The organism is Mycolicibacter nonchromogenicus, assembly GCF_002101775.1.
GTDB classification, from domain to species: domain Bacteria; phylum Actinomycetota; class Actinomycetes; order Mycobacteriales; family Mycobacteriaceae; genus Mycobacterium; species Mycobacterium nonchromogenicum.
In genome coordinates, this window is the sequence record NZ_LQPI01000028.1 from 117,271 (window position 1) to 138,127 (window position 20,857).

A 20,857-nucleotide genomic window follows, 5' to 3' on the forward strand; every position below is an offset into this window, starting at 1 on the left:
GTCGCCCGATGATTCCCGAATCGGCGTCGGGACCCGTCGGGGGCGCCTGCCAAGATGGACGCCATGGATGCGCTCATCGCCGGGCTCGACGAGCAGCAGCGCGCTGCTGTGCTGGCGCCGCGCGGCCCGGTGTGCGTGCTGGCCGGGGCCGGGACCGGCAAGACCCGCACCATCACCCATCGCATCGCACAACTGGTCGCCGGCGGTCACGTCGCGCCCGGACAGGTGCTGGCGGTGACGTTCACCCAGCGCGCCGCCGGCGAGATGCGATCGCGGCTGCGCGCACTGGGCGCGGCCGCCGGTGCGGGTGCCGCCGCCGGGGTCGGCGGCGTGCAGGCGCTGACCTTCCACGCCGCAGCCCGCCGGCAGTTGCGCTATTTCTGGCCGCGGGTGGTCGGCGACACCGGCTGGGAACTGTTGGACCGCAAGTTCGGGGTGGTCGCGCGCGCCGCGGGCCACGCCGGGCTGCGGCTGAGCAATGACGACGTCCGCGACGTGGCCGGCGAGATCGAGTGGGCCAAAGCCTCCCTGATCGGGCCGGAGCAGTACCCCGAGGCGGTGGCTGCGGCCGGCCGCGATACCCCGCTGGATGCTGGGAAGCTGGCCGAGGTCTACGCCGGTTATGAGGCACTGAAGGCCCGTGGCGAAGTGGCGATGCTCGACTTCGATGATCTGCTGCTGCACACCGCCGCCGCGATCGAGAACGACGCCGCCGTGGCCGCTGAATTCCGGGACCGCTACCGGTGTTTCGTCGTCGACGAGTACCAGGACGTCACCCCGCTGCAGCAGCGTGTGCTGTCGGCCTGGCTGGGGGAGCGCGACGACCTGACCGTGGTCGGAGACGCCAACCAGACCATCTATTCCTTCACCGGAGCCTCGCCGCGTTATCTGCTGGACTTCACTCGCCGGTTCCCCGACGCCACGCTGGTGCGTCTGGAGCGCGACTACCGGTCCACTCCCGAAGTGGTGTCGTTGGCAAACCGGGTGATCGCCGCCGCCCGGGGGCGGGTGGCCGGCAGCAAACTGAAGTTGATCGGCCAGCGTGAATCCGGTCCGGCACCGGTGTTCCGTGAGCATGCCGATGAGGTCGCCGAGGCCGCGGCGGTGGCCAAGGCGATCGCCCGGTTGATTCACGACGGCACCGCGCCGGCTGAGATCGCGGTGCTCTACCGGATCAACGCGCAGTCGGAGGTCTACGAGGAGGCGCTCACCGAGGCCGGCATCGCCTATCAGGTGCGTGGCGGCGAGGGATTCTTCACCCGCCAGGAGATCCGACAGGCGCTGGTCGCCTTGCAGCGGGCCGCCGAGCGAGCAGCCGTGCGCGAAGCCGACGGCATGCCGCTGTCGCTGCCGGAAACCGTGCGGGCCGTCCTGGAACCGCTCGGTCTGACCGCTGAACCGCCCACTGGTGCCAAAGCACGCGAGCGCTGGGAGGCGTTGGGCGCGCTGGCCGAATTGGTCGACGACGAGGTGGCCCAGCGCCCGGACCTCGACCTGCCCGGGCTTTTGACCGAACTGCGGATGCGCGCCGACTCGCGGCACCCGCCGACGGTGCAGGGCGTCACCCTGGCATCGCTGCACGCCGCCAAGGGCCTGGAGTGGGACGCCGTGTTTCTGGTGGGCCTGGCCGACGGCACCCTGCCCATCTCGCACGCCCTGGCGCACGGAGCGGACAGCGAGGCGGTCGAAGAGGAGCGCCGACTGCTCTATGTCGGCGTCACCCGGGCCCGGATTCACCTGACGCTGAGCTGGGCGCTGGCAAGAGCCCCGGGCGGGCGAGCCAGCCGTAAGCCGTCGCGATTCCTCAGCGGTATCGCTCCGCAGGCCGACACTGCCGCCACCCCCAGCAAGCGACGGGCCCGGGGCGCCCCGAAGCACTGCCGCATCTGCAACAAGGCGCTGGCCACTCCGGCGGCCATCATGCTCAGCCGCTGCGAGACCTGCGCGGCAGACGTCGACACCGAACTTCTGGTGGCGCTCAAGGACTGGCGCCTGCGCACCGCCACCGAGTTGAAGGTGCCCGCCTACATCGTCTTCTCCGACAACACCTTGACGGCGATCGCCGAAATGCTGCCCGGCGACGAGGCCGCGCTGGTGGCCATCCCGGGCATCGGGGCGCGCAAGCTGGAGCAGTTCGGCTCCGACGTGTTGGAGCTGGTCCGCAAGCGAGGTTGAACCGTCTGGGCGCGGCGGGCGGTAATTCGGTTGTGGGCCGAGGGGCGAAGCGGCTAACCTCGGATCCCATGACCACGATCAGCGTCCTGTGGGTAGTCGGCGCGCGCCATGCCGCCGCTGCCGAGGCGGCGGTACGCCATGCCGCCGCCGTAGACGCGTCCGTGCATAGGGGTTCGCCCTAACAGCAGCACCCCAGCCCTCGATGGCCACGGACCGACCAGGATCCGTGGCCATTATTTTTGCTCAGCCACCCGCCGACCGGCCCGGATCCGAACCCCAGGAACCCACCGGAAAGCAGGTACAGATCATGTCCAGAGCCCTGAAGTTGCCGTGTCACAGCGATCCCGACCTGTGGTTCGCCGACGACCCGGCCGATCTGGAACGGGCCAAGTCGCGGTGTGCTGCGTGCCCGATCCGCCAGCAGTGCCTAGCCGCGGCGTTGCAGCGCGCCGAGCCGTGGGGCGTGTGGGGCGGCGAGATCCTTGACCGGGGCAGCATTATCGGCCGGAAGCGTCCGCGGGGACGTCCCCGTAAGGAGCCGGTGGCCGCGTGAGCGGCCCGCCGCATCAGGCCGACGGGGCCAGGACTTCTTCTGGATTGGCGAAGCCGGGCACCAATTCCTCCGAGATACGCCTGATCGGCACATGGGCGTCGAGCTGGCACATGATCGCGGTGGTGGAGCCGAGCACCCGCATCGGCATTGCGAGCTTGGGCGGCAGGTCAAGCTGGCGGGCGGTCTTGATCTGCTCAACCGGGCGTTCCAACTGCTTGCCCGCCATGCGCATCAGCCACCTGCGGGTGTAGTGGAACACCTCGACTTCCACCGGTTCGACATGCTGGCGCAGCATTTCATCGAGCTCGCGAACGGAGACATCCTGGCCCTTCTGAATGAATCCGCCCTGGCGCATGACCGCGATGACTTTGTCGTAGTCGCCGGCTTGGGCGAAACGCACCGAGGCACCGAGCTCCGGGGGGAATCCACCGGGCATCGGCGCCACCGCACCGAAGTCGATGATGCCCATCCGGCCGTCGGGCAGCAGCAGGAAGTTGCCCGGGTGGGCGTCGCCGTGGATCAGCTCCAGCCGGCGGGCGGCGTCCCAGGTGAACTCGGCCAGCCGGGTGCCCATCAGGTCGCGTTGCTCGACGGTGCCGTTGCGGATGATCTCGCCCATGCCGACGCCTTCGATCCACTCCTGGATCACCGTCTTGGGAGCGCTGGCCACCACGTTGGGGATGTGAAAGTGCGGGTGGCCGGCGTAGGCCTTGGCGAAGATGCGCTGGTTATCGGCCTCCAACCGATAGTCCAGCTCCATCTCGGTGCGTTCGATCAGCTCGTCGATGACGCCCTTGACGTCCACGCCGGGGGCAAGCTGCTTGAAGACCCCGGTCAGGCGCCGGATGGTCTTGAGATCAGCGCGCAGCGCCTCGTCGGCGCCGGGGTATTGGATCTTGACCGCGACGGGCCGGCCGTCGGCCCACACGGCCTTGTGCACCTGGCCGATGCTGGCTGAGGCGATGGGGGTGTCGTCGAAATCGGCGAAGCGCTCCCGCCACTTGGTGCCCAGTTGTGCGTCGAGCACCCGGTGCACCTTGTCCGCAGGCAGCGGCGGAGCGTCTTTCTGCAGCTTGGTCAGCGCCTCCCGGTAGGGCTCGCCGAACTCCTCGGGGATGGCCGCCTCCATCACCGACAGTGCCTGGCCCACCTTCATGGCGCCGCCCTTGAGCTCACCCAGCACGGTGAACAACTGGTTGGCGGCCTTTTCCATGAGCTCGGCGGTGACCTCGTCCTTGGACTTGCCGGTCAGCCTCTTCCCGAACCCGAGTGCTGCCCGGCCGGCAAAGCCCACGGGCAGGCTGGCCAGCTTCGCATTGCGCGCCGCGCTTCCGCGTTTGATTTCTGACACGTGTCCATCATCCATGACGTTGTTGTGGTGCCGGTCACCGCGGTGACAATTTTCGGTGGCGGTCCTCACCGCAGCAGTCGCACAGTGGGTGGCGGACCCAGCGCCGCGTCATCATCGATCCGGTGGCCAGATCCAGCTCCAGGGTCGCGTCCAGGGTCGCAGGTGCCGCCAGGTCCGGCCCGGCTGCGGCGCCGCGCACCGCGGCGATCACCCGCTCGACTTGGCTCAGTGCCAGCGCCGCCGTCGCCAGCACGGTTGCCCGGTCGGCGTGGGTGACGGTGTGGCGCAGCTGTGCGGCCACCGCGGGCCACGCGGCGTCACGGTCGCGCCGGTGCATGTCGGCGCACCGCAGGCAGCTGGTGACTCCCGGCAGGACCAGCGGGCCGACCATTCCGGTGCCGTCACGCACCCGCACCGGCAGGTGCGGCACCCGCGCGGCGTGCAGCTCACGCACCAGCCGCGGGTCGGGAACCAGATAGTCCGCCAGCACCACCAGATGGGTTCCGGCGGCGCTCACCTCGGCGTGCGGTTGACTGCTGCGGCGGACCACGGCGCTCGAACAGCGCAGCGACTCGGCCAGCAGATCCGACAATGGGCCACGGCCATGCACCCGCAGGGAGGCCGTGCGGCACGCGCGGCGGGTCGCCGCGTCGCGGACGGCTACCCCTGCCGCCACCAGCGCGACCAGCAGGTTATCCAACTCCGCGACGTCCACCGGGCCCTGCTGGGCCGCCTCGCGGCGCAGCGCGGCCACAGGGGTGGGGATCTGCATCGAGCGCAGGACGGTGGCCAGTGCCGCGGCGCTGAGACCGCGGGGTGGTCGCACCAGAACGGCGCGCCGCGGATCCCAGCCGACCTGCACGGCACCGTCGGGGCGCAGTAACACCGGCAGCCCCGGATCCAGGGTGTAGGTGAAGGTGTCGGAACCAACCGCGCTCACACCGGCGACCCTGTCACGTTGGTCGGCGCGAGTTCTCCCGTCATCCACAGGGGCGCGACACGATGCGCCGCGCGGCCTCCACCGCGGCCCGGCGCTGGCGCGCGATGACGGCGCGGTCGGTGAGGGACTCATAGGGATCGGGGGCGTGGGCCCAGGCCAGGCCGATGCCGAACAGCAGCGCCAGCAGGTCGAGCGGCTCCCACGCGCGGTCGACGTGGCCGTCGGCCTGGGCGGCTTGGATGGCGGCGACTGCATGCTCGAAGATCGCCTGCCCGTCGGCGCGGGGCTCGTCGAGGGCCAGCCCTTCCAGGCGGGCCCAGGTGATCATGCGCAGGTGTTCGGGGCTGCTTCTGCTCAAGTCGTAGACATCACCGGCGAATTCGGCCACTGCGTCGGGGCGAAGGGTGACCGACCGATAGAAGGCCGCCACGTCGGTGGCCACCACTTCCCGAAACAGTGCTTCCTTGTCGCCGAAGTGGGCGTAGAGACGCTCCTTGCTGGCGTGCGCCTCGTGGGCGATGCGATCGATGCGCGACCCTGCCAGGCCGTGGCGAGCGAACTCAGCGCGGGCAGCGTCGAGTATCTGGTCGCGCAGCTCGGTGGTGCTCCTCCTCACAGCAGGATCATAACCATACGAACTAGTTCGTTCTGTAATAATGACGGCATGCATGTCCTCCTAGACACCCCTGCGATCCTCGACCCGCCGCCGCGAGTGAAGGCCATTCGGCGCGCGGTGGACGCCGTCGCCGACGCGGTCACCCCCGCAGTCGAGGCGTACCGTCCCTACGTCGAGGGGCTGGACAACCTTCCCCGTGATGGCCGATTTCTCTTGGTGGGCAACCACACTCAGTCCAGTGTGGAGGCCCTGCTGATTCCGTTCCATGTTCGGCGGGCGATCGGCCAACGAGTACGGCCGTTGGCCGATCGGCAGTTCGGACGCATGCGGGGTCCGGCCCGGGACCTGCTCGCCGCCGGCGGGGCGCTGGTGGGCGCCCCGGAGCCCGTCCGCGAGCTGATGCGCCGCAACGAGACCATCCTGGTGTTCCCGGGCGGTGGGCGTGAGATTCCCAAGTTCAAGGGGGAGGAGTACACGCTGCGCTGGCAGGGCCGCGCCGGATTCGCCCGCCTCGCGGTCGAACACGATTATCCGATCGTGCCCGTCGGACTGGTGGGCGGCGACGACATCTACCGAAGTGTGAGCCGTCGCGGCGGCGTCTGGGAGCGCTTCAGCGAGGCCATGTCTCGACGTTTTTCAGGCCAGCCGGACATGGCCGTACCCCTGCAGCTCGGCATCGGACCGACCCTCATCCCTCGACCGCAGCGGATGTACCTGCGCTTCGGCGCTCCCATCGAGACCGCCAAGCCCGCCCGCTTCTCAACCGAGAAATGGGTTGCCACCGTGCGGGAGAGGACTCAGGAGTCGCTGGAGCAGATCCTGGCCGACCTGCTCGACGTCCGCGCCCGCGACCCTTACCGCCACCTCAATCCCTTGGCGTGGCGCCAAGCGGTCTCACCACCGGATGCCGCGGAGCTACAGGCAGCGCGTACCTGACCTTCGGGCGGGCGCTGCCTTCAGTCGCCGGCGTCGTCGGGGTTGTCGGCTTCGCGCTGGAACTCCGCGATCGCCTGGTCAATGGCCGAGTCGATGTCGCTGGAGCCGCCGATCACCCGGTCGATGAACGCGGCCGGTTCGTCGAGATCCGACGATTCCGGCAGCAGATCGGGGTGTTGCCACACCTTGTCGCGGGCGTCGGCGCCGACCGCCGTGGTCAACCGCTCCCAGAGCACCGCGGCTTCGCGCAGCTTGCGCGGGCGCAGCTCCAGGCCGACCAGGGTGGCGAAGGTCTGCTCGGCCGGACCACCGGTGGCGCGCCGCCGGCGCAGCATCTCCGAGAGTGCGGCGGTGCCCGGGATCCGGTCGCCCAGCGCTGCATTGACCACGGTCTGAACCCAGCCCTCGATCAGGGCCAGCAGGGTCTCCAGCCGGTCCAGTGCGGCGAGTTGCTCCGGGGTGGACTTGGGCTCGAACACGCCCTGGTTGAGCAGTTCGTTCATGGCCGAGGGATCGGTCATCGCCGACGGATCGAAGCCCTGGGCCAGTTCCTCGATGCCCCGGATGTCGATCTTCATGCCCCGCGCGTAGGCTTCCACAGCGCTGAGCAACTGGTGGGACAGCCACGGCACATGGGTGAACAGCCGGTGGTGGGCGGCCTCGCGGGCGGCCAGGAAGGTGACGATCTCACTGCGCGGCTGCTCCAGGCCGCCGGCCAATTCCTCGATCGCTCCCGGCATCAGGGCGGCTGTCCCGCTGGGTCCCAGCGGCAGTCCGATGTCGGTCGAGGTCAGCACCTCCCCGGACAATCGGCCCAGCGCCTGACCCAACTGGGAACCGAACGCCAGCCCGCCCATCTGCGACATCACCGACAGTAGGGGGCCGGCCATGCTTTTGGCCTCTTCCGGCAGCGCGGATGCCCACACCGACGAAACCTGTTCGGCCATCGGGTCACACAGCCGCTGCCAGGTGGTCATGGTGTTCTCGACCCAGTCCACGGGAGTCCAGGCAACCCCGCTGGTGGTGCCGGCGGGCAATGACGTCGCCCCGTCGAGCCAGGTTTCAGCCAGGTGCACGGCGTCGCCGATGGCGGTCGCGGTTGAGGCGGCGATGGGCGGAACCGAACCGATCGACTTGACCGCGACCTGTCGTGCCAGGTCGTAGTTCACCGGCCCGGCCGGCCGGCCGTCGGCGCTCGCCCGGCCCACGCCGCTGAACATCTGACCGAGCTGAGTAAAGACCTGACCCAGATCGGCCATGTTGAATGCGGCGCCCATACCGAATGGGTCGGAGGGCCCGGAGCCTCGTTCGCGGTCCGGGTCGTCCCCAGAAGAGAAACCGAAGGGCAGATCAGCCATGACACAACCGTACCCACCAGCCACGTCGCGCGGAACGACACACGGCCACCAATGGTCGCCCCGACCCCGCCGCAGCGATGGCCGTTTACCATTCCCGGGGTGAACAGGCGGATTCTGACGCTGTTGGCGGCTGTGCTGCCGGTGGTCGCATTCGGCGTGCTGCTGACGGCGGTGACGGTGCCCTTCGTGTCGTTGGGGCCCGGTCCCACGTTCGACACCCTCGGCACGATCGACGGCAAGCAGGTGGTCGACATCAAGACCACCACACACCCGACGACCGGCCACCTCAACATGACCACGGTCTCCCAGCGCGACGGCCTGACACTGGGGGAGGCGTTGGTTCTGTGGTTGTCCGGGCGCGAGCAGCTCATGCCGCGTGACCTGGTCTATCCGCCCGGCAAGTCTCGGCAGGAAGTCGACGAGAGCAACGATGCCGACTTTCGTGAGTCTGAACAGAGTGCCGAGTACGCCGCGCTGGGCTACCTGCGGTACCCCTCAGCGGTCACCCTGGCCGACGTGCAGGACCCGGGGCCCTCTGCCGGTGCGCTGCAGCGCGGCGACGCCGTGGATGCCGTCAACGGGGAGCCGGTCTACACCGTGAAGCAGTTCACCGCGCGGATGGCTGACACCAAGCCGGGGGACACAGTGGTCCTCAACTACCGCCGCAAGAACGCTGCACCCGGAACAGCGCGGATTACGCTCGGAGAGAACAAGGACCGCGCCAATGGATTCCTCGGCGTGTCCGTCCTGGATGCGCCGTGGGCGCCATTCAGCATCGACTTCAACCTCGCCAACGTAGGCGGACCGTCGGCAGGGCTGATGTTTTCGCTGGCAGTCGTCGACAAGCTGACCACCGGCACCCTGGCCGGGCCGAACTTCGTTGCCGGTACCGGGGTTATCAGGGCCAACGGCGAGGTCGAACCGATCGGTGGGATCGCGCACAAGATGCTGGCGGCCCGGGAGGCCGGTGCGACGGTGTTTCTGGTCCCGGCCGACAACTGCTACGAGGCCCGAAACGACGACAAGGGTCTGCAACTGGTGAAGGTCGACAGCCTTGCGCAGGCGGTGGGCGCCCTGCGAACCATCACTGATGGAGGTCAGCCGCCCTCTTGCTGAGTGTTCGTTGGCTACAGTGGGGCCGTCGGGGACAACTGAGCTAGGGAGCGTGGCACGTGGGGATGCGGCCCACTGCGAGGATGCCGAAATTGACCGCGCGCAGCCGGATCATGGTCGGCAGCGCATTCGTCGTGATCGCGCTGCTGCTGGTGGGTCCGCGGCTGATCGACGGTTATGTCGACTGGTTGTGGTTCGGCGAGCTGGGCTACCGCTCGGTGTTCGTCACCACGTTGCTGACCCGGTTGACCACATTCGTTGTGGTGGCACTGCTGGTCGGCGGCATCGTGTTCGCGGCGATGGCCACCGCGTTCCGGGTCCGGCCCGTCTTCGTCCCCAGCAACGGCGTCAACGACCCGGTGGCTCGGTATCGGACCACGGTGCTGGCGCGGCTGCGGCTGTTCGGTTTCGGGATTCCGGCCGCGGTCGGGGTACTGGCCGGGATCGTCGCGCAGAGCTACTGGGTGCGTATCCAGTTGTTCCTGCGGGGCGGCGACTTCGGGATCACCGATCCGCAGTTCGGCAAAGACCTCGGCTTCTACGCCTTCGACCTGCCGTTCTACCGGCTGGTCGTGGGGCTGTTGCTGGCGACGCTGTTCCTGGCGACCGTCGCGAATCTGAGCACGCACTACATCTTCGGCGGCATCCGGTTGTCCGGCCGGGCCGGTGCCCTGAGCCGCCCGGCGCGCATCCAGGTGGTCAGCCTGATCGGCACCCTGGTGCTGCTCAAGGCCGCGGCCTACTGGCTGGACCGCTATGAGCTGCTCAGCCATACCCGTACCGGCAAGCCCTTCACCGGAGCCGGCTACACCGACATCAACGCCGTACTGCCGGCCAAGATGATCCTGCTGGCCATCGCACTGATCTGTGCGGTCGCCGTGTTCTCGGCGATCGTGCTGCGCGACTTGCAGATTCCGGCGATCGGTTTGGTGCTGTTGCTGCTGTCGTCGGTCGTGGTCGGCGCGGGATGGCCGCTGATCGTCGAACAGTTCAGCGTCAAGCCGAACGCGGCGCAGAAGGAGAGCGAATACATCTCGCGCTCCATCGCCGCGACCCGGCAGGCATACGGTCTGACCGATGACGTGGTCACGTACCGGGACTACCGCGGCGACGCGCGGGCCACGGCTGCCCAGGTGGGCGCCGATGCGGCCACCACCTCCAACATCCGGTTGCTGGACCCGACCATCGTCAGCCCCGCGTTCACCCAGTTTCAGCAGGGCAAGAACTTCTACTTCTTCCCCGACCAGCTCACCGTCGACCGGTATCGCGACGACGACGGCCAGCTGCGCGACTACGTGGTCGCCGCGCGCGAGCTGAATCCGGATCGGCTGATCGACAACCAGCGCGACTGGATCAACCGGCACACCGTGTTCACCCACGGCAACGGGTTCATCGCCTCGCCCGCCAACACCGTGCGCGGTATCGCCAACGACCCCAACCAGAACGGTGGATATCCGGAATTCCTGGTCAATGTCGTCGGTGCCAACGGCGGCGTCGTCTCCGACGGGCCGGCCCGCCTCGACCAGCCGCGCGTCTACTACGGGCCGGTGATCGCCAACACCGTCGCCGACTACGCGATCGTCGGGCGCAACGGCCCCGACCGCGAGTACGACTACGAGACCAACACCGAAACCAAGAACTACACCTACACCGGTGCGGGTGGCGTCAGCATCGGCAACTGGCTGGCCCGCAGCGTGTTCGCCGCCAAGTTCGCCGAACGCAACTTCCTGTTCTCCAACGTGATCGGCGCGGACAGCAAGATTCTGTTCAATCGCGACCCGGCGAGCCGGGTGCAGGCGGTGGCGCCCTGGCTGACCACCGATTCCACGGTGTATCCGGCGATCGTGAACAAGCGACTGGTGTGGATCATCGACGGCTACACCACGCTGGACAACTACCCGTACTCGGAGCTGACCTCGCTGTCGTCGGCGACCGCAGACTCAAAGGATGTGGAGTTCAACCGGCTGCTGCCGGACCGGCGGGTGTCCTACATCCGCAACTCGGTGAAGGCCACCGTCGACGCCTACGACGGCACGGTGAGCCTGTACGCCCAGGACGAGCAGGACCCCGTGCTGCAGGCATGGATGAAGGTGTTCCCCGGAACGGTCAAACCGAAAGCGGAGATCACACCTGAGCTCGCCGAGCACCTGCGCTACCCCGAAGACCTGTTCAAGGTGCAGCGCATGCTGTTGGCCAAGTACCACGTCAACGACCCCGTGACCTTCTTCTCGACCTCGGACTTCTGGGACGTGCCGCTGGACCCCAACCCGACGGCCAGCAGCTTCCAGCCGCCGTACTACATCGTCGCGAAAAACCTTGCAAAGGGCGACAATTCGGCATCCTACCAGCTGACCAGCGCCATGAACCGCTTCAAGCGCGACTATTTGGCCGCCTACATCAGCGCCAGCTCCGACCCCGACACCTACGGCAAGATCACCGTGCTGACCATTCCCGGCCAGGTCAACGGTCCCAAGCTGGCCAACAACGCGATCACCACCGACACCACGGTCAGTCAAGACCTCGGTGTGATCGGTCGCGACAACCAGAACCGCATCCGATGGGGCAATCTGCTGACACTGCCGGTGGCCCAAGGCGGTCTGCTCTACGTCGAACCGGTCTATGCCTCACCGGGTTCCAGCGACGCCGCGTCCTCGTACCCCCGGCTCATCCGGGTGGCGATGATGTACAACGACAAGATCGGTTACGGGCCCACGGTGTCTGACGCACTCACCGCCCTGTTCGGGCCCGGTGCCAGTGCGGCGGCCACCGACATCGCCCCCACCGATGGCGGCGCTGCGGCCCAGGGGACGCCACGCCCGGCTGCCCCGCCGGCTGCGGCAGTGCCCACGCCCCCTGCTGCCGAGGCCGCGTTGTCTCCGGCGAAAGCCGCGGCACTGCGCGAGATCGAATCGGCGCTCAGTGCGCTGCGCGACACCCAGCACCGCGGCGATTTCGCAGCCTACGGCGAGGCGCTGCAACGCCTCGACGACGCGATGGCCAAGTTCAACAGCGCCAAGTAAGCACGCTGCGCTGTCAGGCGCTACCTGCGCGTGGCGCCCAGCGCCGTCGTCGACTGGTGCTGGGCCGCGGCGCTGAGCGCCGCACGCGCCTTGGCGTTCCAGTGGTGTCGTGGGGTCAGTGCGGACAACTGGGCTAACCGGACGAATTGCCGTAGTGACCATCGGTCGGCGGCGCTGACGGCGACTCCGGTGAGTTCCAGTGCGCGAGGATGCTGCAGGGCGCGGATGGCCGGGTGGGGGACCGTACGCATCCACCAATCGGTGGGGGCGAAGATCTGCTCGCGGAACGGCTCGAAGTGGGCGCCGGCCCGCAGATGCGCATGGCAGTAATCCTCAAAGTACTCAACGAATTCCGGCCAGGTGGCCGGCATCGGCCGCGTCGACACGCCATAGCGGCGATACCAGGCGCAGCACTCCTGGTAGAGCTGTTCATGCTCGGCGGCGTCGAGGGGCCGGATGAAGGTGTTGACCATGACGACGAGGGACTCGACGTACGCGGCGTGCTGGAAATGGAAGGTCTCGGGATTCAGCGCGTGGTACTTGTGCCCGAATTGGTCGACGCCCTTGACGTGCTCGTGGGCGAACCGCATCTGGGGCCGCATGTCGACGTCGGCGTAGGCGTAGTTGACGGCCTGGGTGAAGGTGCGTTTCTTGTGCAGCCAAATGCGGTTGCGCATCAAGGCGTGCTCGCTGATGCCGGCGGCGATACCGGGATGCAGCAGCAACAGGCACACCGCACGCGGCAGGACGAACAGGTAGCGCCGGTCGGCCACGAACTGCCACAGCAGGCTGTCGGGTCCGAGGCCGTCGTCGTGATGCGTCGCCATCATCAGATCAGCGCCTTGTGCCGGCGCATCCGACGGCGAAAGTCTGCCATCAGCACGGTGTAGTTGATGATTCGGATGAATCGGGGGATGAAGCGGTTCACGAACGACACGAACAGGAAGAGATTCTCGAACTGGCGTTGTTCGGGCTGGGCCCATTGCACACCGAGAAGCTTACGAAAATGCGGTGGCAGAAACCCGATCGTCAGGAAGCGCAGCAGCGGTGCCAGGAGCGCCCGCGGGATCGGGTTGATCATCTTCAGCTCGATCAGCCGCATGAGATAGGTGCGGACGACGCCATCGAGCGCCAGTGTTTGGCACGTCTGGTCCCAGTAGGTGTCGAATTCGGCGCGGGTCGGCGGCCACTGGTCTTCGGTGACCTGCAAGGTGGTGCCGAGCGGCCAGGCGTGCTGATAGAACCCCTCCGCCTGGTCTTCGGTCATCTTGCCGCGCAGCAGCTGGTAGGTGTCCTCGTAGAAGACAAACAGGCATGCGGCGACCCACAATTGCAGATTCTGGTCGAAGGCGCTGTACGAAACTGGGCTGTCCGCGGTGGAGCGGACTTGCCGGTGCACGACGTCGACGGCGTCGCGGTAGGCGGCGCGTTCCTCATCGGTTCCCAGCACAGCGACTGCCATGTACTGGGCGGTGGTGCGCAACCGCTTCCACGGATGCTCCATCAATGCACCGGATTCCACTCGACTCTCCACGACCCCGTGGCCGACGCCGGGCATGCTCAACTGCATGACGACATTGGCGGCTGCCGCGGCTGCGGACCAAAAGTCCAACGCCTCAGTGAGATCGACGGGACCGTCGTCGTACCGCGGGGTGTAGCGGTCGATGTGTATCCGGGTCCCGGCGGTGCTCGTCTGCTGAGGGACGGGGGAGCTGCTGATGCCGAGCATTCTGATGACGACGTCGATGATCCGAACCAGAAGCATCATCTGCGCGACCTCCGTTGTGTGCCTTGCGTGGTCACTGCATACAGATGTTGGCGATCAGCAGCACGGGCCACAATGCGATCGATCCCAGGACCGACACCACCAGGTCCAGGCCATGGATGCCGTGTAGGTGAGCGGTGTGGGTCAGCGTCCAGATCAACCCGATGGTCAGATACGGGGTGCCGAGGAACACGCCGAGGCCGATCAGTTCTGCAACTGTCATTCGGTAGCTGAGCAGGCGGCCGACATTGTCGATGAATCCGGGCATCCGTTGCCCCTCCCGCTGTTCCGGCGCTGGAGTGCAGCATGGCATAGCAGGGTGGGGCGGACAAGGGTCCTTCGTCACCGGCATGGGTCGGACGCCGGTGACGCCGGACCTGGCGATTTGGCGGCTCGGGTACCCGTTGGGTAGTCTCATACCTACCGACGCGGGGTGGAGCAGCTCGGTAGCTCGCTGGGCTCATAACCCAGAGGTCGCAGGTTCGAATCCTGTCCCCGCTACTAGAAAGAATGGCCCCCGGAGACTTCTCCGGGGGCCATTCTCATGCCCGCTGGCAACGCTCCCGGGAACATTCGGCCCCGGTTCTAACAACAGTGTGTTGTCGACGGTGGGGACCCGGCCAGGCTGCAGAAGCAGGACGAACGGATGTCGTCGTCGGCCCGCGCCAGTGCGATGTCCAGTTGCGGTTTGATGGCGCGTGCCTGGTCGTGTCTACCGAGCGATTCGTAGCATCGGTGCAGCCCAACAAGCGCCCAGACGTTGGCGGGGTGGCGGTTGGAGCGGATGACGTCGTCGTTGAGGCCGAGATCGGCCTCGTAGGCGCGGGCCGCTTCCTCGACGTGACCCTGCTCGAGCAGTAGAGCCCCCAGCGCGTGCCGGCTGGGCATCATCCATCCCCACGGTTCGTCGTAGGGCAATCGGTCTTCGAGCCGTACGGCCTGGCATAGGTGGGCGAACGCATCGTCGAATGCGCCGTGGTGGTAGGCGATCTCGCCCGCCAGCAGCTCGCGAGCAACCCCGAGAACGTCGACGCATCGGACATTGTGCAGATGCCGGCTCTCGGGCACCGTCGCCGCGGTCCGCTCGAACAGGCGTTGAGCTGCCGCCGCCTCGTCGTGTTGTTTGAGCGCGGCATGGGCGACGCCCTTGCCGTAATAGTTCATTGCCGCGGTCATGCAGAACAAGGCCGGATTCTCGGGCAGCGGTGCCTCGATGAGCTCCTGCCATCGCCCAAATCGGACGAGGGCGTGGGTACCGATCGACTTGTAACCTTCGAGCCAGTCCGCCATGGGCGGGCTTTCGATCTCCACCAGCGCGTCAGGGATGGTGTCGTGCATGTCGCGGACGGCCTCCATCGCGGGACCAAACTGGCCGAGGAACATGGCGCCGTAGAGCTTGAAGTGGTAGTTGTGCACGCGGTAGTTGGAGTAAAAGTTCTGTGCGCCCGCGTAACGGAAGTACTTGACGTCCTTTTCGATGCCGGCGTCGTTCCAGGTGACGACGTCCTGGTAGTGCCCGCACAGGATGTCGATGTGAGTGGGCATGTGCGCGAGATGCCCTGAATCCGGTACCAGGCGGCGCAATTCGTCGCCGACGCGCAGCGCCGCCTCCGGCGTGGTCGACATCTCCATGAGGTGGATGTACAGGTGCCACAGCCCCGGATGGGGGGATGCGCCGCTCGCCCGACGGCGCGTGATGGCCGCCTCCAGCACGGCGCGACACTCCAGAGTGTGCGACCCGGCGGTGGGCTCCCCGGTACGCAGGTCCCACATGTTCCACGGCGTGAGATTCATCAGCGCTTCGGCGAAGAATGCTGCGACGTCGGGGTCGTCGCTGAATTCGGCATAGACCTGCCGCATGGCTTGCGCGTACTGCTCGTTCCAGCCCGTCAGGTCACCGCCGGGTTGATCAGACTGGTAGCGGACTTGTAGAGCCGCGATCAGTGCCCGCTCGGTAGGGGAGGAATCGCCGGCATGGGCTAATGCCTTCGTGCTTGCGTGCTTTGCCCGGGTAAGTGTTTCGCGAGTCTCGCGCTCGTCGAACAGTTCCCAGGGCTTGTTGTAGTTGGGGCCGGCCGCATACGCCACACCCCACCACGCCATGGCGCAGGTGGGGTCGTGGCGCAGCGCCTCCTCAAAGCACGTTCCGGCCTCTTCGTGGTTGTAGCCGAACGTCCAGTTCAGGCCCCGGTCGAACCAGAGCTGGCTCTCGGTTGACGATGTCGTGATCGTCCGGCTGTAGTTACCGAGGTCGAATCCGTATCCGGTCAACGCATCTGCTCCTGTTTCACCACTCCGCCTACGATGTTGCGCCCCGGGCTGGAGGGCAGGTCCGCCGGTCGCGGCCCACAGTGCCGCCACATGGCAGTACACCGACCGTACGACGATAACGACCAGCCCCCGTCGGCCTGCGTGGCACCGGCATGGCCTGTGCTATTCCGGCCGACAGCGTCAGCGCCAGGTCGATCAGGCCACGGGTCCGCTGGTGGTGGACAGTTCCTGCCATGCGACGAGTACGGCTTCGAGTTGCTCGGTGGAGTGCCGTCCGAGCCCGCATTCGGTGGACAGGCCGAACCGTGGCAGGAATTCGGCAGCGATGGCGGCCCTGCGACGTGCACCCTCAGCGCCGTCTTCGGCGTGCAGCAGGCCCAGGTAGAACTCCGTCTCGGGTTCCAGAACCAGGTCTGCCAGCGGCTTCCAATGCTCTCGGGTGGTCCACGCGGCCACGGTCGCGGCCTGAATTGCGTTGATGGGACGCGTGATGTGGCGTGCGAGTCCGTTGGACAACGCCACGATCGCGGACGCATCCGTTGGAAGGATGTGCCGGCCGCCGCGCGCCGCGGCCTCCTTCGTCGGCGGTTCGCCCATGAACGGCGACGCGCCGAATTTCGAGTCGCCGTAGCACAGGTGGAATGTCAGGTCGACATCGTCGGCGATCCAGTCCGCAAGGCGGGCGGTGGCCGCGAAGATCGGCTCGTGGTCGCCGTAGGGGTTGGAGAACCATCCTTCGAGGGTCGCCAGCTCGGTCGGCAGATCCCACTGGATGGCCAGGTCGCCGTGCGGTATCTCACTCTGGATCTTTTCGACGCTGCGCCGCAGTGCGGTTTCATAGGCCAAGGCGATCTCGACCTGAGACTCGAAGTGCGCGAAGGAGTTCACCGCGTTGAACGGGGTCGCGATCGATACCAGGAATCGACTGTCCGGGGCGAGGACACCGGACTGGCGAGCGGACAGAAAGTCGCGGTAGGACCCCAGCGCCGACGAATGGTAGTCGACCTCGCCGAAGGAGACCGGGGTTCCCGGACGGACTCTGGCGCGACCATCGGTGACATCGAGGGTGGGGTTGGACAGGAACCGAGCCGAGTGCACGAGAACCCAGTTCGCACGGTCACCGGGTTCGCCGTCCGGTACGCGGCGAACGCCCGGCTGCAGACGTTTGCCGACGAGGTTGAATGCGGCTTCGGTGGTGGGGACGTTGATGCTGCCGGTGAGATAGAAACTGGTCATCAGGGATTCTTCGGTCACGGTGTCAGAGCAGCAGGCCGAGTCGGGGCGGCAGGGTTCCATCCAGGGTGTGCCGTCCCAGGTGGACGTATTTCCAGCGAGCGGGGTCGTGCAGCGTGTGCACGCGCAGGTTGCGCCAGTGCCGATCGAGTGCATACTTCGCGTCGGTGGCCGAGGTTCCGGCGAGTTCGAAGATGCCGCTGGCGATCTCGACCGAGTACTCCTGGGCCAGCGCCTTGGCCGCAGCCACCTGAAGGGAGGCTGCCGCGGCACTCTCGCGTGTCAGCTCTGGTGCGGCAAGTGCCTGATCGATCAGGTGTGAGCCGTGGGCCAGCAGCGCTTCCAGGGCGTACAACCTAGCGGTCAGTTCACCGAAGCGACGGACGACGTGTGGCTCGTCGGCGGCGCGTTCGACCTGCGCCTCAAACCACGGCCGGCTACGGGAGGCGACGAACTCTGCTCCGTCTTCGAGCGCTGCGCGGGCGCCGCCGACATCGATAGCGGTGTGCAGCGCCTGATCGAACGCTCCCAACACCGAAGGGTCGGCCGAAGTGGGATCGGGGTCAGGCCCTTCGTCGATGACGAGGTCCGCTGCGACGCGGACCTTGTCCAGAACGACTTCGCCGCTGGCTGTTCCGCGCTGGCCGAAAGCCGACCACCGGTCCAGGTTGAGAATGACGCCCGGGTCATCGGGGCGCACGAAAGCGGTTGCCCCGTGGTCCGTTCCGCTGATCCGTGCGGCCACAGCGATCCATGCGGCACCGAGTGATCCGGTGGCGTAGAACTTGGTGCCCTCGAGCTCCCAGTCGCCGTCGGATCGTCGTGTCAGCGTGGTCTTGCGTTCCACGCTGGTGCGGGTGCCGCGCTCGACGCTGGCGTTACCGAGTTGAGCCCCGGCGAGGACGTCCCGGTAGATCCGCGGTGCCGGTTCGTTGGATTCGAGGCCGCGGATGGCGGCTGTGAGGACGTAATGCGACAACAGCAGTTGCCCGACGGCTGCGTCGGCCTGCGAGAGAATACGCAGCACCTCGACGGCGGTGGACCGGCGGAGATCCGGGCCGCCGAACGCAGCGGGAACCAGAATCCCCAGCAGGCCTGAGTTTCCGATCTGGGTGAGCGCATCGGTCGGCAGGGTGCCGTCAATCTCCCGCTGAACGGCGCCCGCGGCGACCGACGCCGCGACGGTAGTGGCGGTATCCAGGGCGTCCTCGACAGTGCGCAGTACGGGCACGGCCGTGTCGATGATGGGCATCGGTGCTAGCTCCTCGTCTTGTGGGTCGCAGAGAAACCTAGGGGTCTGCGGAGATGCTGGACAGATGGTTCAAGCGACACTGGAAGCGCCTGCAGCAACGCTGTAATCGGCGCTTTCCGCGAGTGTCGCGCCGGCAGCCGCGATCAACTCGATCACGGTGGCCAGAACGCTTGCCGGTGCGGGGGGTGCGGTGGTGGCGATGGCGACCTTGCGCACTGGTCGGCGACCGGCGACCCTGCGTACTGCCACATCGGCACGTACCCCCGAGGCGGCCAGCGACGGCACCAGAGACACCCCCAGTCCGGCGGCGACGAAGCCCTGCACGGTTCCGTACCCTTCTGCGCGGTAGCTGACCGTCGGCTCGAATCCAGCTCGCTGGCAGGCCTTGCGGAACACTCGGGTGTCCGGGCACAGGCCCGTCTGGGTGCTCACCACCCAGTTCTCGCGGGCCAGTTCGGCGAGCGGCACTTCGGCGCGCTCCGCGAGGCGGTGTCCGAGTGGCAGGACTACGAAGAACTCGTCGTCATACACGCTGAGTGTGTTGATCCCGGGAAATTCGGGTCGGTCGCCAGGCACTTCGGTGACCATCGCGGCGTCGGCATCTCCGCTGCGCAGCAGCTCAACCCCGTCGTCGGGGTCGACCGCCACCAACTCCACACCTACGCCGGGTAAGAGGTGGCGCACCTGGGCGATCGCCGGCGGCAGGATCACCGCCGCGGCGCTGGCGAACGATGCGATCCGTACGACACCGGGTCGCGCGGTGGCGATGGCATCGAGGTCGCGTTCGGCGGCGGCCACCGCACCCAGAATTGCGGGCACGTGCTCCAACAGCTTGCTGCCGGCCGGTGTGAGGCGTGCCCCGGATGGGCCGCGCACCAGCAGGGTGCTGCCCACGTCGCGCTCCAGTGCGGTGACCTGTTGGGAGACCGCTGACGTGGTGTAGTTCAAGGATGCGGCTGCAGCACTGAGAGACCCGACGCGTGCGATTTCCTGCAGCACCAGCAACCTGCGCACGTCGAACATCCCGAGAAGGGTAGGGCAGTTCTGCGGCCGTCTACAGGGTTGCGATCAGGGCGACGCCAATGCTCAGTAGCTTGATGCCCACGAACTCGTCGGCCGGATCCCGTGATGACGTTCGGCGACATCGGGATGTGCACGCGTGCGGGACTTCCAGGCGTTCTCGCCGTAGGTGTTGAAGATGGGATTGTCGGGATCGGCTTCGACGCCGCGGGCCAAGGCGGCCAACTCCGCGGGCAGGACGATCAGCGGGATCGTGGCATCGAGGGCCGGGTTCAGGAAGTAGGGGATGGACACTCGGTCCGTGCCAGGTTTCGGCGACAGCACCCGGTGCTGGGTCGCCCGGAGATAGCCGCCGGTGGCGACTTCGAGGAGCTCGCCGATGTTGACGATGAACGCACCCGGCAGTGGCGGCACATCGACCCACTCGCCGGCGGTGAGCTCCACCTGCAGCCCTTCAGAGTCGGGCTCGACCAGCAGCAGGGTGAGCACACCTGAGTCTTTGTGCGCTCCCACGCCCTGGACACTGTCGGACCTGCCCGGATAGCGCACAACCTTGATCAGGGTCGCAGGAGAATGCGCGAATGCGTCGTCGAACAGGTCCGCAGCAGCCCCCAGCGACTCAGCCCAGAGCCGCAGCAGCCGCAGCCCAACTGACCACAACGTACGGTCCCACTCCTCAAAGGCTGCCCGGAAGCCCGCCGGCCGCTGCGGCCACAAGTTGGGGCCCTGCAGGCGCCAGTAACCCTGCGCATCAGGCAGAGCGGGGCGCTCGGGACCGATGTCGATCTGTTCGCGCCAGTCGACCAATCCGTTCGTCAACTCACCGCCCAGTCGCGAGTAACCGCGGAACTGCGGACTCTCCAGCTGACTGATCTGGTTTTTCTCATCGATAGGTAATGCGAAGAAGTCCCTGGCCAGGGTCAGGATTGCCGCGATCTGCGATTCCGGGACGCCGTGGCCGGTCAGGTAGAAGAACCCATACGTGTGCGCGGCCTCCCGCAACGCGAGGCGGAAGCCGTCGGCATCGGTCTCAGCTTCTGACAAGTCGAGCACAGGCAACATGCCACAAACCCTGCACCATTTCCGACGTCACGCCAATCCGCGTCAACGAGTCCTTCACGGGTGTGAAGAACCATGACACAGGCGCTGCGCCGGACCCAGCGGCCGTTGCCCGCCCGGTCAAGTCCACGGACGTGGTGTACGACGTCGTCGTGTGATTCTTCGATGTGATGGTTCAGGCGGTCAGTGCCGCTG

At 67.1% G+C, this 20,857-nt stretch carries 17 protein-coding genes and 1 tRNA gene; 6 read left to right on the plus strand and 12 right to left on the minus strand.

Annotated features, from left to right (window positions below):
• Window positions 1–54 precede the first annotated feature (54 nt).
• Together AWC18_RS04730 and AWC18_RS04735 are read left to right on the plus strand one after the other, a co-directional pair.
• Window positions 55–2,175, plus strand: a complete 2,121-nt coding sequence (locus AWC18_RS04730; protein WP_085137938.1) for an ATP-dependent DNA helicase UvrD2 — start codon at window positions 55–57, stop codon at window positions 2,173–2,175.
• 307 nt (window positions 2,176–2,482) lie between these two features.
• Window positions 2,483–2,728, plus strand: a complete 246-nt coding sequence (locus tag AWC18_RS04735; RefSeq protein ID WP_064999848.1) for a WhiB family transcriptional regulator — start codon at window positions 2,483–2,485, stop codon at window positions 2,726–2,728.
• Between the two features lie 13 nt (window positions 2,729–2,741).
• Here AWC18_RS04735 and AWC18_RS04740 read toward each other — a convergent pair whose 3' ends face one another.
• From AWC18_RS04740 to AWC18_RS04750, 3 genes are read right to left on the minus strand one after another with little or no spacing between them, the layout of a single operon-like run.
• A complete protein-coding gene (locus AWC18_RS04740) occupies window positions 2,742–4,094 on the minus strand; it encodes a macrolide-binding ATPase MABP-1 (RefSeq protein WP_085137939.1) in 1,353 nt (450 codons plus the stop codon).
• Window positions 4,095–4,113: 19 nt separating this feature from the next.
• Complete coding sequence (locus AWC18_RS04745) at window positions 4,114–5,019, minus strand: TOMM precursor leader peptide-binding protein (protein WP_234806423.1); 906 nt, start codon at window positions 5,017–5,019, stop codon at window positions 4,114–4,116.
• 40 nt (window positions 5,020–5,059) lie between these two features.
• Entirely contained in the window at window positions 5,060–5,635 is a 576-nt protein-coding gene (locus tag AWC18_RS04750; protein ID WP_234806424.1) for a TetR/AcrR family transcriptional regulator, read from the minus strand.
• 48 nt (window positions 5,636–5,683) lie between these two features.
• On the opposite strand from AWC18_RS04750, the gene AWC18_RS04755 reads away from it, so the two are divergent.
• Window positions 5,684–6,571, plus strand: coding sequence for a lysophospholipid acyltransferase family protein (locus AWC18_RS04755; RefSeq protein ID WP_085137942.1), 888 nt, complete (start codon window positions 5,684–5,686; stop codon window positions 6,569–6,571).
• Window positions 6,572–6,591: 20 nt separating this feature from the next.
• Here the strand turns inward: AWC18_RS04755 and AWC18_RS04760 are convergent, their stop codons facing one another.
• The gene (locus AWC18_RS04760; RefSeq protein WP_085137943.1) at window positions 6,592–7,929 is read right to left on the minus strand and encodes a zinc-dependent metalloprotease; all 1,338 of its coding nucleotides are present in this window, start codon (window positions 7,927–7,929) and stop codon (window positions 6,592–6,594) included.
• Window positions 7,930–8,028: 99 nt separating this feature from the next.
• On the opposite strand from AWC18_RS04760, the gene AWC18_RS04765 reads away from it, so the two are divergent.
• Both AWC18_RS04765 and AWC18_RS04770 read left to right on the plus strand, forming a co-directional pair.
• Window positions 8,029–9,045 carry a YlbL family protein gene (locus AWC18_RS04765; protein WP_085137960.1) on the plus strand — a complete coding sequence of 339 codons (1,017 nt, stop codon included), beginning with the start codon at window positions 8,029–8,031 and terminating at the stop codon, window positions 9,043–9,045.
• 56 nt (window positions 9,046–9,101) lie between these two features.
• A complete protein-coding gene (locus AWC18_RS04770; protein WP_085137944.1) occupies window positions 9,102–12,062 on the plus strand; it encodes a UPF0182 family protein in 2,961 nt (986 codons plus the stop codon).
• A 20-nt stretch (window positions 12,063–12,082) separates the two neighbouring features.
• On the opposite strand, the gene AWC18_RS04775 is transcribed toward AWC18_RS04770, so the two are convergent.
• From AWC18_RS04775 to AWC18_RS04785, 3 genes are all read right to left on the minus strand, one after another.
• Entirely contained in the window at window positions 12,083–12,892 is an 810-nt protein-coding gene (locus AWC18_RS04775) for an oxygenase MpaB family protein (protein WP_085137945.1), read from the minus strand.
• Window positions 12,892–13,791 carry an oxygenase MpaB family protein gene (locus tag AWC18_RS04780; RefSeq protein WP_085137961.1) on the minus strand — a complete coding sequence of 300 codons (900 nt, stop codon included), beginning with the start codon at window positions 13,789–13,791 and terminating at the stop codon, window positions 12,892–12,894. The genes AWC18_RS04775 and AWC18_RS04780 overlap by 1 nt, the downstream gene beginning before the upstream one ends.
• A gap of 70 nt (window positions 13,792–13,861) precedes the next feature.
• On the minus strand, window positions 13,862–14,095 hold the full coding sequence (locus AWC18_RS04785) for a hypothetical protein (protein WP_085137946.1): 234 nt from the start codon (window positions 14,093–14,095) through the stop codon (window positions 13,862–13,864).
• A 159-nt stretch (window positions 14,096–14,254) separates the two neighbouring features.
• Here AWC18_RS04785 and AWC18_RS04790 point away from each other — a divergent pair.
• Window positions 14,255–14,328 (plus strand) — tRNA-Met (locus AWC18_RS04790).
• Window positions 14,329–14,412: 84 nt separating this feature from the next.
• Here AWC18_RS04790 and AWC18_RS04795 read toward each other — a convergent pair.
• The 5 genes from AWC18_RS04795 to AWC18_RS04815 all read right to left on the minus strand — a co-directional run bounded on the left by AWC18_RS04795 (window position 14,413) and on the right by AWC18_RS04815 (window position 20,665).
• Window positions 14,413–16,188, minus strand: coding sequence for a tetratricopeptide repeat protein (locus tag AWC18_RS04795; RefSeq protein WP_337333726.1), 1,776 nt, complete (start codon window positions 16,186–16,188; stop codon window positions 14,413–14,415).
• A 105-nt stretch (window positions 16,189–16,293) separates the two neighbouring features.
• Entirely contained in the window at window positions 16,294–17,334 is a 1,041-nt protein-coding gene (locus tag AWC18_RS04800) for a hypothetical protein (protein ID WP_085137962.1), read from the minus strand.
• A 22-nt stretch (window positions 17,335–17,356) separates the two neighbouring features.
• Complete coding sequence (locus tag AWC18_RS04805) at window positions 17,357–18,583, minus strand: acyl-CoA dehydrogenase family protein (RefSeq protein ID WP_085137948.1); 1,227 nt, start codon at window positions 18,581–18,583, stop codon at window positions 17,357–17,359.
• 69 nt (window positions 18,584–18,652) lie between these two features.
• Complete coding sequence (locus AWC18_RS04810) at window positions 18,653–19,606, minus strand: LysR family transcriptional regulator (RefSeq protein ID WP_085137949.1); 954 nt, start codon at window positions 19,604–19,606, stop codon at window positions 18,653–18,655.
• A 63-nt stretch (window positions 19,607–19,669) separates the two neighbouring features.
• A complete protein-coding gene (locus tag AWC18_RS04815) occupies window positions 19,670–20,665 on the minus strand; it encodes an isopenicillin N synthase family dioxygenase (protein WP_085137950.1) in 996 nt (331 codons plus the stop codon).
• Between the last annotated feature and the right edge of the window lie 192 nt (window positions 20,666–20,857).

What these genes read in the sequence shown, in the direction of transcription:
- AWC18_RS04785 (WP_085137946.1), bottom strand. Translation starts at nt 14,095, where the DNA reads ATGCCCGGATTCATCGACAATGTCGGCCGCCTGCTCAGCTACCGAATG.
- AWC18_RS04800 (WP_085137962.1), bottom strand. Translation starts at nt 17,334, where the DNA reads ATGACCAGTTTCTATCTCACCGGCAGCATCAACGTCCCCACCACCGAA.
- AWC18_RS04780 (WP_085137961.1), bottom strand. Translation starts at nt 13,791, where the DNA reads ATGCTCGGCATCAGCAGCTCCCCCGTCCCTCAGCAGACGAGCACCGCC.
- AWC18_RS04755 (WP_085137942.1), top strand. Translation starts at nt 5,684, where the DNA reads ATGCATGTCCTCCTAGACACCCCTGCGATCCTCGACCCGCCGCCGCGA.
- AWC18_RS04810 (WP_085137949.1), bottom strand. Translation starts at nt 19,606, where the DNA reads ATGTTCGACGTGCGCAGGTTGCTGGTGCTGCAGGAAATCGCACGCGTC.
- AWC18_RS04760 (WP_085137943.1), bottom strand. Translation starts at nt 7,929, where the DNA reads ATGGCTGATCTGCCCTTCGGTTTCTCTTCTGGGGACGACCCGGACCGC.
- AWC18_RS04805 (WP_085137948.1), bottom strand. Translation starts at nt 18,583, where the DNA reads ATGCCCATCATCGACACGGCCGTGCCCGTACTGCGCACTGTCGAGGAC.
- AWC18_RS04775 (WP_085137945.1), bottom strand. Translation starts at nt 12,892, where the DNA reads ATGATGGCGACGCATCACGACGACGGCCTCGGACCCGACAGCCTGCTG.
- AWC18_RS04740 (WP_085137939.1), bottom strand. Translation starts at nt 4,094, where the DNA reads ATGGATGATGGACACGTGTCAGAAATCAAACGCGGAAGCGCGGCGCGC.
- AWC18_RS04815 (WP_085137950.1), bottom strand. Translation starts at nt 20,665, where the DNA reads ATGTTGCCTGTGCTCGACTTGTCAGAAGCTGAGACCGATGCCGACGGC.
- AWC18_RS04730 (WP_085137938.1), top strand. Translation starts at nt 55, where the DNA reads ATGGACGCCATGGATGCGCTCATCGCCGGGCTCGACGAGCAGCAGCGC.
- AWC18_RS04735 (WP_064999848.1), top strand. Translation starts at nt 2,483, where the DNA reads ATGTCCAGAGCCCTGAAGTTGCCGTGTCACAGCGATCCCGACCTGTGG.